Source organism: Streptomyces sp. NPDC031225 (assembly GCF_055570355.1).
Genome location: NZ_JBVIHJ010000003.1, coordinates 206857 through 221059, shown reverse-complemented (window position 1 = coordinate 221059; position 14203 = coordinate 206857). Strand labels below are relative to the sequence as shown.

Below are 14203 nucleotides of genomic sequence, written 5' to 3'. Positions count from 1 at the left end.
GGGCGCGATTACGGGGTGGCCACGGTGCTCTGAGGACTCTTGGCAGCCGTAGCCGTAGCCGTAGCCGTAGCCGTAGCCGTGCCCGCAGCCCCGGCCGTGGTCATTGCTTCGGGCCAGCTTGCCAGCAGACGCTCGTCGGTACCGGCGCACTCGGTCAGTGCGACCTGCGCGTCCGGCATCCTGCCGTAGGCGCCGATCCAGTCGCGGAACTTGTCACGGGCCGTCGACTCCCGGGACCACCAGCCGTGCATGACGGGGCGGCCGGTGGCGGACACCGTGAGGTGGAAGCGCTGCGGGTCAGGGGCGGTGCCGGTCATGTGAGTCTGATTCCGCGCGCTCTGTGGGGCTCGCGGGCGATGTACCCGAGCGCTTCGATCCGCCCCAGGTGGTAGTGCACGGAGGAGCGGCTGCGCATGCCGACCTGTGCGCCGATCTCCCGCACGGTGGGGGCTTCGCCGCGTTCGGCGATCGACTCGCGGATGCAGCGCAGGATCTGCTCCTGGGTGCTGGTGAGGTAGTCGACCCGGTGGTTCGCCATATTCGGATTAGATCGCGTGTTCGATTTACGGGGCAAGTCGACATGCGCCACACCTGTCCCATGCGCTTCATCCGGTCCCACCCCGCCTGCGCCGTTCGTCCGCGACGGCGGGCTGGGCGGTTCTGCTCGGCTGAGTCAGCTCGCAGCCGAGTCCCGGGTCACCAGGGCGATGGCCGCGGCGGCGGCCGCGAGTACCGCGACGCTGGTGAGGGCGGCGGGGAGTGAGAACCAGTCGGCCATGAAACCGATCGCCGGCGGGCCGAGGAGCATGCCGCCGTAGCCGAGGGTGGAGGCGATGGCGACCCCGTCGGGTCCGGCCAGCCGGCCCGCGCGTTCGACGGCGACGGGGAAGAGGTTGGCGAGGCCGAGGCCTGTGATCATGAAGCCGAGGAGTGCCGCCCAGACGGACGGGGCGAGGGCGCCGAGCAGCATGCCGAGCGCGGCGGTGGTGCCACCACCCACCAGGGTGCGGGTCTGGCCGAGCCGTTCGAGCAGTTGGGTGCCGGTCAGCCGGCCGACCGTCATGGCGAGCGCGAAGCAGGAGTAGCCGGCCGCCGCGATGCCGGGTGCGGCATCCAGGTCGTGCTGCAGATGCAGTGCGCTCCAGTCGGCCAGGGCGCCCTCGCCGTAGGCCGTGCACAGGGCGATCAGTCCGAAGGTGATGACGAGACCCCGGGTGCGGGCGTCCGGGCGGCGGGCCGTGGACTGCTGCCGGTGGGTGCGTTCCGGGGCGGGCGTGGGGTGGAGTCGCGGGGCGTCCTCCGAGGGGTACGGGGCCTGGGTGTGGGGTGTGTGCTGTGCGGGGGCCGGTGGCTGGGTGTGGGGTGTGTGCTGTGCGGGGGCCGGTGGCTGGGTATGGGGTGTGCGCTGTGCGGGGGTCAGTGGCTGGATGTGCAGCAGGGTCCGGCCCGCGACGGTCGTGACCGACAGGCCGATCAGGGTGAGGCAGAGCAGGTGCCGGGTGGGGGAGAGGCTTCCGGCGACCAGCCCGCCGAGCCCGGCGCCGATCATGCCGCCGAGGCTGAACGCGGCATGGAAGCTGGGCATGATGGGTCGCCGCAGGGCGCCCACGAGATCAACCGCGGCACTGTTGAACGCGACGTTGAGGCTCCCGTACGCCGCGCCGAAGACCAGCAGTACGGCGCCGAGTGTCATCGCGGAGTGTGTGAGCGGCGGCAGCGCGACGCTGAGGGAGAGCAGGACGGCACAGAAGACGGTGACCCGGTGGGTGCCGTAACGGCGGCACAGGCGTCCCGTGAGCATCATGGTGATCACGGCACCGGCCGAGACGCCGAGCAGGGCGAGGCCGAGGGCGCTGGCGGAAGCGCCGGTCTGTTCCTTGATCGCGGGGATGCGGACGACCCACCCGGCGAAGATGAATCCGTCCATGGCGAAGAAGACGGTGAGGGCGATGCGGAGCCGGGTGAGTTCGCTGCGTTTTCCCGGCACGGCACTGCGCGTTCGGGCTTTGTTTATCTGCGGCACAAAGTCAGCGTAGGTGGGCGCTCGATTGTCGGCAAGGGTGTTCGGTTGAGCGACGGCGGCGGTCCGGTGATCCTCTGGTCCTCGCCGTAGCTCAACTGCCTTATCGCGGTGAGGAGTTCATCGGTCACGTCCGGCGCTTGAGCTGAGTCTCCCCGTGATCGAGGGCGGGCGACGCTGGTCCGGCCCATTGGCGCAGGGCGGCTTCGAGGCCGGTGATGGCGGCGGGGTCGACGGTGTCGGCCGCCCAGGCGACCACGCCGTCCGGGCGCATCAGCAGCCCCGTCGGCATCGCGCGGTCGATCTCCGCTTCACTCGGGCCGGTCGCGTCATCCGCCTCACTCGGGTCGTGCGCGTCACTCGTGTCGTGCGGGTGGCCCGTGTCATGTGGACCGTGCGGGTCATCCATGTCATGCGCGACCTGCGGGTCGGGTACGTCCCGCACGCTGTGCACGCGTCCCGCCCAGGCCGCGTCATGCGCGACCTGCGGGTCGGGTACGTCCCGCACGCTGTGCACGCGTCCCGCCCAGGCCGCGGCGAGGCGGGTCGGTGTGCCGTCCGTCGTGCGGTCGAGCAGCAGGAAGCCGCCGTCATGGCCGTGGTCGGCCAGGCGGGACCCGTCCCTGAGCCACAGGTCGGGGACGAACCGGCCGACCAGTGGATGCTCGCCGGGCAGGTCCACGCGCTGGGTGACGCCGGAGATCATCCTGACCGCGTACGTCGTGCCGTCCCGGGTGTTCAGCAGGTCGGCGACGATCTGCCGGAGGGCGGCCGACTTGGCGTCGCCGCGCAACACCCCGATCTGGGCCCGCGTCAAGTCCAGCACCCAGGCGCCGGCGGGGCGACGCTCGGCGTCGTAGGTGTCGAGGAGCCCTTCGGGCGCCCATCCGGCGAGCACGGCACCGAGCTTCCAGCCGAGGTTCGTCGCGTCACCGACGCCGAGGTTGAGTCCCTGGCCGCCGAACGGCGGGTGCACATGAGCGGCGTCGCCGGCAAGGAGTACCCGTCCCGAACGGTAGGTCGCGGCCTGGCGGGTGTTGTCGGTCCAGCGGGTCGGGGTGGCACGCAGCGCGGTCAGTGTGACATCGGTCCCGGAGATACGGCGCAGACTGTTCTGCACCTCATCGAGGGTGACCGGTGTCATGGGGGTGCCCCCGGGTGGGCGAAGCCGAGTCTGGGGGCGGTCGGTGGGAGGGCTGGTGAACTCCAGGGTCGCCACGCGCCCGGGCTGCGGTCCGTAGCGGTACGCCCCCCGGGGCGTCCACGTCCATCCGTCGGCGAGCACCGAAGGGTCCTCGATGTCGACGACGGCCTGGTAGCCGGTGAGTTCGGGGTCGGTTCCGGGAAAGGCGATGCCCGCGAGGCGGCGCACGGTGCTGTGTCCGCCGTCGCAGCCGACCAGCCAGCGGGTACGCACCGTACCGGCGGAGGTGCCGACGAGGACGCCCTCCCCGGTGTCGTCGAGCGCGGTGACCTCCACCCCGCGGTGTACCGGGACGCCGAGTCGCGTGACATGGCCGGCCAGCAGCGCCTCCAGCTGGGGCTGCGGCACCAACCGTGCTCCGGCGGCGGCGGTGTGTGCGGCGAGGTCGGGATCGGACCAGTCCACGAGGTCGGGATCGAGGACCACTCCCGCGAAGTGCCCGGTGAACCGGGACTCGGGTGCTCGCCGGTCGTCGCTGGGAGGTCCGTTGTCGGCGCCGGGTGCTCGGTCGGCGGCCGTGCGGGCGAAGGACCCCATCCGCTCCAGTACCTCCCGCTGCACCTTTTCGGCGGCGGGCAGCAGGCCCCGGCGATCGAGTGCCTCCGCTGTCGGCACGTTGACCGACTGTGCCCTCATCGCCTCGTCCGGCTCGGTGCGTCGCTCGAGTATCTGCACCGACGCCCCGGCGAGCGCCAGCTCCGCGGCGAGTGTGAGGCCCACCGGACCGGCTCCGACCACGGTCACGTCCACGGTCTGGATCGAGTCCTGGTCCGAGCTCCGGTTCGCGGCTTGGTTCGGGTCCTGGTCCGCGGCCTGGTTCGAGGCCTGGTTCAGGTCCTGCTTCGTGTTCTGGTGCGCGTCCTGGTTCATGTCCACTGTCACGAACAGTGTTCTACAAACGAACGCTGTTCGTGTCAAGTTATGATGGCGGGGTGAACCCGAGAGAGCGACGTGCGGCGCGTCACCAGCCGCCGAATCCCGGGGCGGCAGTCGCCCCCAGGTCCCGGCGCCGCACGGTCCCGATCACCGTGGAACAGGTCGTCGACACGGCGTTGGGCGTCATCGAGACAGAGGGCTACGAGGCCCTGACCATGCGCCGACTGGCCGCCGCGCTCGACACCGGACCCGCCTCGCTCTACGCCCACGTGGTCAACAAGGCCGACCTCGACGAGCTGCTCATCGGGCGGCTGTGCGGCGAACTGTTCCTGCCCGGACCCGACCCCGCGGCCTGGCGGGAGCAGGTGCGTGGCGTGTGTGCCCAGATGCGTGACCAGTATCTGAAGTACCCCGGCATCTCCCGCGCCGCGCTCGCCATGGCCCCCAGTGACCTGGAGGTCCTCCGCGTCAGCGAGGGAATGCTCGCCCTTCTGCTCGCGGGCGGCGCCGCCCCGCAGGCCGCCGCCTGGACCGTCGACGCCCTCCTGCTGTACGTGGCCGCCTACTGCCTCGAGGTGTCCGTCGCGCGTCAGCGATCGGCACACGATGACGGCACATGGGTCGTCGACCGCGATGAACTGCTGCACCGGCTCGCCGCCCTGCCGGCCGACAGCTTCCCCCACACCACCCGCCACGCCGCCGAACTCACCGCCGGTGAGGGCCATGACCGGTTCGACTTCACCCTCACCCTGATGATCGAGGGTCTCGCACGCCACCGACCGGGCTGATCTGCCGGGCCGTCCTGGCCTGGCGAGGGTGAGGGGACCCGTGCGAGGGCCGTCCTCCAAGCGGCTGCGGGGCCCCTTCTGCGCGCCGCCGTACGGTGCGAACGGGATCTGCGCTGTCCGCATCGCCGGTCATCACGCTCAGCGCCCGCCGGGCGACTCCGCCGTGCGTGACGCGCAGGATCTCGGTGACGTCGCGGAGGGGCGTGATGTTTTGCAGGCGGTTCGCCTCCGGGACCCGGACGCGGCGGTTCGCCTCCGGGACCTGGACGTCGGTCCGCATCCGTGCCGCCGCTCGCCGTCCGGGCTCGGGTGGTCGACTTCACCGCGTCGTCCGTGGGGCGGATGCTTCCGCGATCAGGCGCACCTCAACCGCGAGTCCCGGAACATCGCCGGGACGACCATGCCCGGACAGATGGTGGCTTCGCGCCGGACGGAAAAGGGGCGAGGGTTGTCTTCGAGAGTGCACTTTCTTCCAAGACCGAGTCGGCTGTGCGCCGATAACGTCCCCACGTGCACGGCCGACGGCCGGTCGGACGGCGCGGGGGACTGTCCGACCGGCCGGACGTCGCGATGCGAGGCCGCGGGCGACGCCGGCCACGACAGCGTCATCGACTCGGGAACCAGGTTGTCCGACAACGGCATACGGCAGTACGGGAAGTGTGGGAAGTACGGGAGTTCGCCCGTCCCGCGCGACGGCGTCCCATCGAAACAGCGGGCCGCACGGGAGGCGAGAGGCAGGCGCTCCGTCGAGTTCGGTGCGGCCTGGTTCATCGGGGGGCTGCTCGTCACCGTCGTCACCCATGGGCAAGCCCACGGCGCAGGCGTGCACTTGGTGGCCTGGGGGCCCATGCTCCTCGGCGTCCACCGGATCGCCTTCGGTCTCCACCTGCTCAGGAAGAGCCGGGAGCCGTCGTGAGCGGTCCCCGGCCCAGGACGCGGCCGGGGTCGTGCTGAGGTTGCCGCCGCGGTGGCGGGTTGTCAGGTCGGCGAGGTTCCTTCGGGGTGGATGCGGTGACGTCCGCTGCTTCGGGGAGAACGACGGTGCCGACGCCGCATGATCGCGACAACTCGTCTTCAGGTGCGGCGAGTTCGGCATGTGCGGGCGCCGGTGATGTGTGCCCGTCGCCCCGGCGGGGGGTGCGAACGCCCCTACGAGGGGTACGGCCCTGCCCCTGCGAGGGATACGGCCTGTCCGGTGCGAGTGATCGTGAGATCGTGCCCGCCGACTCCGACGCTGCGGCCGTAGGGATGCGAACACGGCGCGCGGAACCCGAGGTTGCAGTCGAGCGGTTCGAGCACCCAAACGGCGGTGCGAACCGTTGATTTCCCCTCGCGCGCCGGGGCTCCGGAGTGCAACGACACGGGCCGATCGTGAGGCGATTCGTGCACACCCATTGACCCTCGGCGATCCATCGACCTAACCTCCGTCCTCATATGTAGATGGCGTCTTTGTATGAGGATCGCGTTCAGCAGGGTGACTTACTAGCGTGACGAAGCTCCGCTCAACGCACCTCACCGCACCGGCAGTTCAAAGGAGAACTGACACATGCCGCTCCTCGTGGTCGCGATCAGCGTCCTCGTCCTGCTCCTTCTGATGACGAAGCTGAAACTGAACGGCTTCGTTGCCCTTCTGCTGGTCGCCGTGGGTGTCGCCCTGGTGCAGGGCATAGGTCTGGAGGAGATCCCGGACGTCCTCTCCGAGGGCATCGGCGACCAGATCGGCGACACGATGCTCACCATCGGGCTCGGCGCCATGGTCGGCCGGGTGATGGGGGACTCCGGCGCGGCTCAGCGGATCGCGGGCAGGCTCCTCGACGTGTGCGGTCCGCGCTGGGTGCAGGTCGCCATGGTGCTGTCCGCGATGCTCATCGGCGTGACCATGTTCTACGAGGTCGCCTTCGTCATCATCGTCCCGGTCGCCTTCACCCTGGTCCGGGTCACCCGGACCAACCTGCTCTGGGTGGGGCTGCCGATGTCGATCGCGCTGTCCACCATGCACAGCTTCCTGCCCCCGCACCCGGGCCCCACGGCCGTCGCCGCCACCTTCCACGCGTCCGTCGGACTGACCCTGTTCTACGGCCTGTTCATCGCGGTCCCGGTCGGCGCGTTCATCGCGCTCACGTGGCCGCGCCTGCCGTTCGTGCGGCGGATGAACCCCGAGATACCCAAGGGGCTGGTCAGCGAGCGGGTCTTCGAGGAGGAGGAGATGCCGGGCATGGCGTGGGCGCTGGCCGTGGCCCTGCTGCCGGTCGTGCTGATCGCCGGTGCAGCGGTGACCGACCTGGCCGCCTCCGGGGACAACCCCTGGCTGCACTTCGTCGCCTTCATCGGGTCCGCGCCGATCGCCCTGCTGCTCACCCTGCTCGTCGCCATATGGGCGTTCGGGCCGAGGATGGGGCGCAGCCTGGCGGAGGTCAGCACCTCGTGCAGGGAGGCCGCCCAGGCGATGGCGATGATCCTGCTGGTGATCGGAGCGGGCGGCGCGTTCAAGAACGTCCTCGTCGAGGGCGGGATCTCGGACTACATCAAGGACGCGACCGACGGCTGGTCCATCTCGCCGATCATCCTGGCCTGGCTGATCGCGGCCATCCTCCGCGTGGCCCTCGGTTCCGCGACCGTCGCCGTGGTCACCGCCTCCGGCGTGGCGCTGCCGCTGCTCGCGGGCAGCGGGGTCCACGCCGAGGTGATGGTGCTTGCCGTCTCCTGCGGCTCGATCGCCTTCTCGCACGTCAACGACCCGGGCTTCTGGATGTTCAAGGAGTACTTCAATCTGTCCGTCATCGACGCGATCAAAGCCCGCACCACGTATACGACGGTGCTGGCGATCCTGGGCCTCGGCGGTGTACTGGTCCTCGAACAGGCCTTGGACGTCCTCAAGGTCTGATCCCCCCGAGCCCCGAGCCCCGAGCCCCGAGCCCCGAGTCCTGAGTCCCGAGCCTTGATCCCCGAGTCCTGAGTCCTGAGTCCTGAGTCCCGAGCCCCGAGTCCTGAGTCCCGAGCCTTGATCCCCGAGCCCCGAGCCCCGAGCTCCCGACCCCCGCCCCCTCAGCGTCCCCGGCCCCCAGTCCTCCCCCCGGCCCCCTGTCCCCCCACCCCCCGGCCCCAGTCCTCCCACCCCCCCCGCCCCCGGGTCCTCCCACCCCCGGCCTCCCCTCCGCCCTGTCGGATCTCACGAGAGCGGTACCGCCTGTCATGAGCCAGCCCGTCGTCACCAGGTTCTCCGTCTATCCGGTCGCCGGCCGGGACTCCATGCTCCTCAACCTCTCCGGCGCCCACGCCCCGTACTTCACCCGGAACGTCGTCGTCCTGGAGGACTCGGAGGGGCGTACCGGCCTGGGCGAGGTGCCAGGTGGCGAGACCATCACGCGGACTCTCCGCGATGCGGAGTCCCTCGTCGTCGGCGCGCGCGTCGGCGACTACAAGCGTGTTCTGCGGGCGGTCCGCGACACCTTCGCGGATCGCGACTCGGGAGGCCGCGGCGCCCAGACCTTCGACCTCCGGACGACCGTGCACGTGGTCACCGCCGTCGAGTCGGCGCTCCTGGACCTGCTCGGACAGCACCTCGACGTCCCGGTCGCCGCCCTGCTCGGCGACGGCCGGCAGCGCGATGCCGTACGGGTCCTCGGCTACCTCTTCTACGTCGGTGACCCGGACCGCACCGACCTGGACTACGTCCGTGAGCCCGGCGCGGAGATCGACTGGTACCGCGTCCGGCGCGAGGAGGCGCTGACTCCTGAGGCGATCGTCCGCCAGGCCGAGACCGCCTACGACCGCTACGGCTTCCGCGACTTCAAGCTCAAGGGCGGAGTCCTGCCGGGCAGCGAGGAGGTGAAGGCCGTACGCGCGCTCAAGAAGCGGTTTCCCGAGGCCCGGATCACCCTGGATCCGAACGGCGCCTGGTCGCTGCGCGAGGCCGTCGCCCTGTGCCGCCCGCTCGTCGGCACGCTCGCCTACGCGGAGGATCCCTGCGGTGCGGAGGGCGGTTACTCGGGCCGCGAGATCCTCGCCGAGTTCCGCCGGGCCACGGGCCTGCCCACCGCGACCAACATGATCGCCACGGACTGGCGGCAGCTGACCCACGCACTCGCCCTGCAGTCGGTGTCCATCCCGCTCGCCGACCCGCACTTCTGGACCATGCAGGGGTCGGTCCGGGTCGCCCAGCTGTGCCATGCCATGGGACTGACCTGGGGCTGTCACTCCAACAACCACTTCGACATCTCCCTGGCGATGATGGCGCACTGCGGTGCCGCGGCTCCGGGTGAGTACAACGCCCTCGACACCCACTGGATCTGGCAGGAAGGCACGGAACGGCTCACCGTCGAACCGCCCCGGATCACCGGTGGCGAGGTCGCCGTCCCCGACACGCCCGGTCTCGGGGTCCGCCTGGACATGGACCGGCTGCGCGCGGCACACGAACTGCACCAGAAGGTTGCCTCGTCGGGGCGCGACGACGCCGCCGGGATGCAGTACCTGATCAAGGACTGGACCTTCGACGCCAAGCGGCCCTGCCTCGTGCGGTGAACCGGGGCGACGAGGGCCCGTCGGCGCTCGCCGACTCCAGCGGCGGTGGAGAGCGCTCGCCGATTCCCATGCGCTGGAGAGCGGTCGGTGGACTCCCGCGGCGGCGAAGGGCGGTCTCCGGGCGCCCGAGCCGGCGCAGGGCTGTCACCGGGCGCCGGAATCGTTGACATGCGCAAGACACCTCATTAACATCCGGGCAACCTCGAAAGCGCTTTCTCGTTCATGTCGCAGACTTCCCCCCACGGGATCCACCCCCCACAGAGGACCCCCACATGAACCCACGACGGGCCCCACGGCCCACCGGGCGCATCACCACCCCCCGGCGCAACACGGTGGTCGTCGCCGCCCTCGCCGCCGTACTTCTGACCGGTCCCGGCATCGCCCGGGCCACCCCGCCGGCCGCGCCCGCGCCGCAGGAACAGGTCGCCGCGGCGACCATCACCTGGACGCTGGTACGGGCGAGCAACCCCACCGCGGACCAGCAGTCGGCGTACACCCTGATCACCTCGGCCATGAACGCCGCGGTGGCCCGCTACAACAACCTCAGCGACCTGGGGAAGTCCATCACCGTCCGCTACGACCCGAGCGTGCCCACCGCGGACGGCAACATCAACGGGACCATCCGCTTCGGCAGCAACCGCAGTTACATGACCGAGCGGACCGCGCTGCACGAGACCGCCCACACCATCGGCGTGGGCACGAGCGCGGGCTGGTCCTCCCTCGGCGGCAGCGGTACCTGGACCGGTGCGCAAGCCACCGCGCTCGTCCGGCAGTACGACGGTTCCTCGGCCAAACTGTCCACCGGCGGCGGGCACTTCTGGCCCTACGGCCTGAACTACGAGAGCGAGTTCTCCGGCACCGCGGCCGACCGGCACGTGCGGATCGTCGCCGCGATGGTGCGTGACGGTTTGTGATCCGAGGGGTCGGTGTCCGGGGGCGATAGCCGCTCCCGGACCCGGCGCTCGAACGCACGACCGGCCCGAGCGGGGCACGGCGGCTGCCGGCCACCGGTGAACTGCTCGACGGGGCCCGCGTCGCCTACAGCATGGGCCGTGCCCACCGCACGCACGAGGGGCTGCGCCGCTCCCCGGCGCGCGGGGCGGCGCTGGACCGGGACGTCGTGAGGACGTACGTCCGTGCCCCGGGCGGGGTGATGAAGGAGGCGGCGGGCTTCGCGCACGAGCGGCTCGGTGTGCGCAGCGGCAGTCATGGACGTACAGGGAAGCGGGTCCGATGCCTGGGAGGCTTTGGGTCCTTCGATCTGACTTGTCCGATTCCTGTGTGGCGCGCACTCTGGGTCTGTGAGGCCCCAAACCGCGCGAATAGAGCAAGAATGGCCACTTTTGATCAAGGGAACGGTCACAGCGGGTGGTCATCTGATGTCGCGACGGTCACCCTCGGCCTGGACGGCACGGTCACGGGATGGAGCGAGGGCGCCCGGCGGCTGCTGGGCCACCGCGCCCCGGAGGCCGTAGGGCACCCCGCCACCGATCTGCTCCTCGGTGCGGAAGCCCCCGAGGTGACCGGGCTCTCCCTCGTCGGGTCCCGGGAATGGACGGGCACGGCGGCGCTACGACATCGGGACGGCCACCGCGTCGAGGCGACCCTGCACGCCCAGCCGTCCCTGGGCGGCGACGGCGTCGCCCACGGCTTCGTCGTGGCCGTGACCACAAGCCCCGCCGGGGCGGAGCGCGACCGGAGCATGGTGGAGTGGGCGTTCGACCAGGCCTCGGTCGCGCTCTCCACCCACACCGCGGACTCCGGCTCGTCGCGGCGGAACGCGGCCGCTCAAGGCGAGCAGCCGACCGGTACACCCGGACCCGCCCGGGCGCCGGGCGGCACCGGACGGGAGCGGTACGCCCCCGCGCCCGCCGACGCGGGTTTCCTCCAGTGCGTCCGTCAGGTCGCCGAGGAAGGCACCCCCCTCCGCTACGAGTGCCTGGCACCGGAGCCGTCCTGCGCCCCCGGCGCCACGGCCGTCCCCACCCCCCTCTCCTCCGCCCACCACCGCGCCTGGGTCATCGAGCTGTGGCCCGTCCGGGACCCCGCCACCGGGGAGGTCGTCGGCGTGGGCAGTGCCGCGTTCGACAGCAGCGACCAGCACGCGGCCCGGCAGCGGCTCGCCCTGTTGCAGGAGGCGGGCGCCTGCGTCGGCACCACGCTGAACGTGACCCGCACCGCGGAGGAACTCGCCGACCTCGCCGTACCGCGGCTCGCGGACTTCGTCAGCGTGGACCTGCTGGACTCCGTGCTGCGCGGCGAGGAGCCGGTGCCGGGGCCCGTCGACGCGGACGTACTGCTGCGCAGGGTCGCCCACCAGTCCGCGGCCGAGGGTGTGCCCGAAGCGGCCATCGACCTCGGCACGATGGACACCTACCCCCCGTTCTCACCGCCCGCCCGCTGTCTGGTCGACGGGAAACCGGTGCTCAGCGGAGCGGGCGACCCCGACTTCACCCGCTGGCTCGCCGGGCACGAGGCCCGCACCGCGCGCAACGACGCGTACGGATTCCACTCCCTCATGGCCACCCCGCTGCGCGCCCGGGGCATCACCCTCGGCGTCGCGGTGTTCGCCCGCATCGACGGCTCCCCGCCCTTCGAGCCGGACGACCTGCTCCTGGCCGAGGAACTCGCCGGCCGGGCCGCCGTCGGCGTCGACAACGCCCGCCGCTACACCCGCGAACGCACCAACGCCCTCACCCTCCAACGGAGCCTTTTGCCCCGGGACCTGCCCAGACAGGCGGCCGTCGAGGTGGCCTACCGCTACCTGCCCGCCGGTACGGGCGCGGGGGTGGGCGGCGACTGGTTCGACGTCGTGCCGCTGTCGGGCACCCGCGTCGCCCTGGTCGTCGGGGACGTGGTCGGGCACGGCATCCACGCCTCCGCCACCATGGGCCGCCTGCGCACCGCCGTCCGCACCCTCGCCGACGTCGACCTGCCCCCGGACGAACTCCTCACCCACCTCGACGACCTGGTCACCCATCTCGCCACGGACAATGAGGACATCGCCCCCGACGAGCCGTACGTCGTCAGCGGCGAGATCGGCGCGACCTGTCTGTACGCCGTCTACGATCCCGTCTCCCGCGTGTGCACCTTCGCCAGCGCCGGTCACGTCCCACCCGTCGTCCTGTTCCCCGACGGCACGGCCCGCGTGGTCGAGCTGACCCCGGGGCCGCTGCTCGGTATCGGCGGGCTGCCCTTCGAGTGCACCGAGCTGGAGCTGCCCGAGGGCAGTCTGCTGGCCTTCTGCACCGACGGACTGGTCGAGGCGCGCAACCGTGACGTCGGCGCCGGGCTCGACCGGCTCCGCGAGACCCTGACCGGCCCGGTCGCCTCCCTCGAAGCGACCTGCGACACCATCCTGAAGGCCCTGCTGCCCGCGAGCCCGTCCGACGACGTGGCCCTGCTCCTCGCCCGCACCCGCGCCCTGCACGCCGACCAGGTCGCCGCCTGGTCACTGCCCTCGGACCCGGCGATCGTGGCCGACGCCCGCGCCCAGGCCACCCGTCAGCTGACCGCGTGGGGACTGGAGGAGGCCGCGTTCGTCACCGAACTCGTGGTGAGCGAACTGGTCACCAACGCCATCCGCTACGGCGCCGTACCGATCGGGCTGCGGCTGATCCGCGACCGGACCCTGATCTGCGAGGTCTCCGACGCCAGCAACACCGCCCCGCACCTGCGCCGCGCGCGTACCTACGACGAGGGCGGCCGCGGGCTGCACATGGTCGCCCAGCTCACCCAGGGCTGGGGCACCCGTCAGACGCCTGCGGGCAAGACCATCTGGGCCGAACAGTCCCTACCGGCCGGCTGACCATGGCACAGCACACCAGAAGCGACGACTCCGGCGGCGGCACGCACACGCTGGGGCTCCTCTATCCGCCCGCCGGCCGACTCGGCGACTACACCACCATGCAGCTGGCCTTCGTCGGCGGAGTGGCCGAGGCCGCCGCACGGCACGGCTACGATCTGCTCCTCGCGCCCGCCGATACCCACGAGGACCCCTCGTTCCCGCGCATGATCGACGACCGGCGGGTCGACGGCGTCATCGTCATGGAGATCCGCCGGGAGGACGACCGGGTCGAGCGGCTGGCCGACGCGGGCTTCCCCTTCGTGGCCATCGGCCGCAACCACCGGGCCGACGTGGCCGGCTGGGTCGACCTGGACTTCGCCGGACTGGCCGGCGGGTGCGTCCAGCACCTCGCCGACCTCGGCCACCGCCGCATCGCCTTCGTCAACCGGTCGGAACAGTTGTTCGAGAGCGGCTACGGCTTCGCCCGCCTCGGGGACGAGGGCTACACCGAGATGATGAAGAAACTGCTGCTCACCCCGCACGCCTACCTCTGCGGCGACGACCTCGCCTCGGGGGAGCGGGCCGTGGAGCGGATCCTGGACGACGACCCGGCGACGACCTCGCTGGTCACCCTGAACGAAGCGGCCCTTGAAGGCGTCTACCGCGGACTCACCCGGCACGGCCGCAGCGTGCCGCGCGACTTCTCCGTCGTCGGCGTCGCCGCCAGCCCCTGGGCCGAACAGGTGAACCCGCCGCTCACCGCGGCCGACATACCCGCCAAGGAGATGAGCCGGGTCGCCGTCGACCTGATGGTGCGGCGGCTGCGCTCACCCGACACGCCTGCCCGGCACGTCCTGCTGAAACCCCTGATCACCCTGCGCGCGAGCACCGGACGCTGCCGGCCGGTGCCGGGCTCGGAACCCGAAACCGGGCTCCCCGATTTCCCCGATTTCCCCGATTTGGACCTGGATTTCTGATACGTCGGTTTCTGTGCCCCGATCACTCCG

General features: G+C 71.3%; 11 protein-coding genes. 7 read left to right on the top strand and 4 right to left on the bottom strand.

Annotated elements, in window-relative coordinates; genetic code table 11:
- Nucleotides 1–8: 8 nt before the first annotated feature.
- From ACZ48Z_RS06505 to ACZ48Z_RS06490, 4 genes are all read right to left on the bottom strand, one after another.
- Nucleotides 9–317 carry a hypothetical protein gene (locus ACZ48Z_RS06505; protein WP_468734666.1) on the bottom strand — a complete coding sequence of 103 codons (309 nt, stop codon included), beginning with the start codon at nt 315–317 and terminating at the stop codon, nt 9–11.
- Nucleotides 314–538 (bottom strand): LexA family protein, encoded by a 225-nt coding sequence (locus ACZ48Z_RS06500; protein WP_468734665.1) that lies wholly within the window; start codon nt 536–538, stop codon nt 314–316. The genes ACZ48Z_RS06505 and ACZ48Z_RS06500 overlap by 4 nt, the downstream gene beginning before the upstream one ends.
- Before the next feature lie 135 nt (nt 539–673).
- Nucleotides 674–1987: an MFS transporter gene (locus tag ACZ48Z_RS06495; RefSeq protein ID WP_468734866.1), complete on the bottom strand. Its 1314-nt coding sequence runs from the start codon at nt 1985–1987 to the stop codon at nt 674–676.
- A 160-nt stretch (nt 1988–2147) separates the two neighbouring features.
- Nucleotides 2148–3974 (bottom strand): FAD-dependent oxidoreductase, encoded by a 1827-nt coding sequence (locus ACZ48Z_RS06490; RefSeq protein WP_468734865.1) that lies wholly within the window; start codon nt 3972–3974, stop codon nt 2148–2150.
- A gap of 182 nt (nt 3975–4156) precedes the next feature.
- Here ACZ48Z_RS06490 and ACZ48Z_RS06485 point away from each other — a divergent pair, with 182 nt between their 5' ends.
- From ACZ48Z_RS06485 to ACZ48Z_RS06455, 7 genes are all read left to right on the top strand, one after another.
- A complete protein-coding gene (locus ACZ48Z_RS06485; RefSeq protein ID WP_468734664.1) occupies nt 4157–4888 on the top strand; it encodes a TetR/AcrR family transcriptional regulator in 732 nt (243 codons plus the stop codon).
- Nucleotides 4889–5513: 625 nt separating this feature from the next.
- Nucleotides 5514–5804 carry a hypothetical protein gene (locus ACZ48Z_RS06480; protein ID WP_468734663.1) on the top strand — a complete coding sequence of 97 codons (291 nt, stop codon included), beginning with the start codon at nt 5514–5516 and terminating at the stop codon, nt 5802–5804.
- 630 nt (nt 5805–6434) lie between these two features.
- Nucleotides 6435–7772, top strand: coding sequence for a gluconate:H+ symporter (locus ACZ48Z_RS06475; RefSeq protein ID WP_468734662.1), 1338 nt, complete (start codon nt 6435–6437; stop codon nt 7770–7772).
- A 308-nt stretch (nt 7773–8080) separates the two neighbouring features.
- The gene (locus ACZ48Z_RS06470; protein WP_468734661.1) at nt 8081–9409 is read left to right on the top strand and encodes an enolase C-terminal domain-like protein; all 1329 of its coding nucleotides are present in this window, start codon (nt 8081–8083) and stop codon (nt 9407–9409) included.
- 272 nt (nt 9410–9681) lie between these two features.
- Nucleotides 9682–10323 (top strand): hypothetical protein, encoded by a 642-nt coding sequence (locus tag ACZ48Z_RS06465; RefSeq protein ID WP_468734660.1) that lies wholly within the window; start codon nt 9682–9684, stop codon nt 10321–10323.
- 419 nt (nt 10324–10742) lie between these two features.
- Nucleotides 10743–13217 carry an ATP-binding SpoIIE family protein phosphatase gene (locus tag ACZ48Z_RS06460; protein ID WP_468734659.1) on the top strand — a complete coding sequence of 825 codons (2475 nt, stop codon included), beginning with the start codon at nt 10743–10745 and terminating at the stop codon, nt 13215–13217.
- Between the two features lie 2 nt (nt 13218–13219).
- Nucleotides 13220–14173 (top strand): LacI family DNA-binding transcriptional regulator, encoded by a 954-nt coding sequence (locus ACZ48Z_RS06455; RefSeq protein WP_468734658.1) that lies wholly within the window; start codon nt 13220–13222, stop codon nt 14171–14173.
- Nucleotides 14174–14203 lie beyond the last annotated feature (30 nt).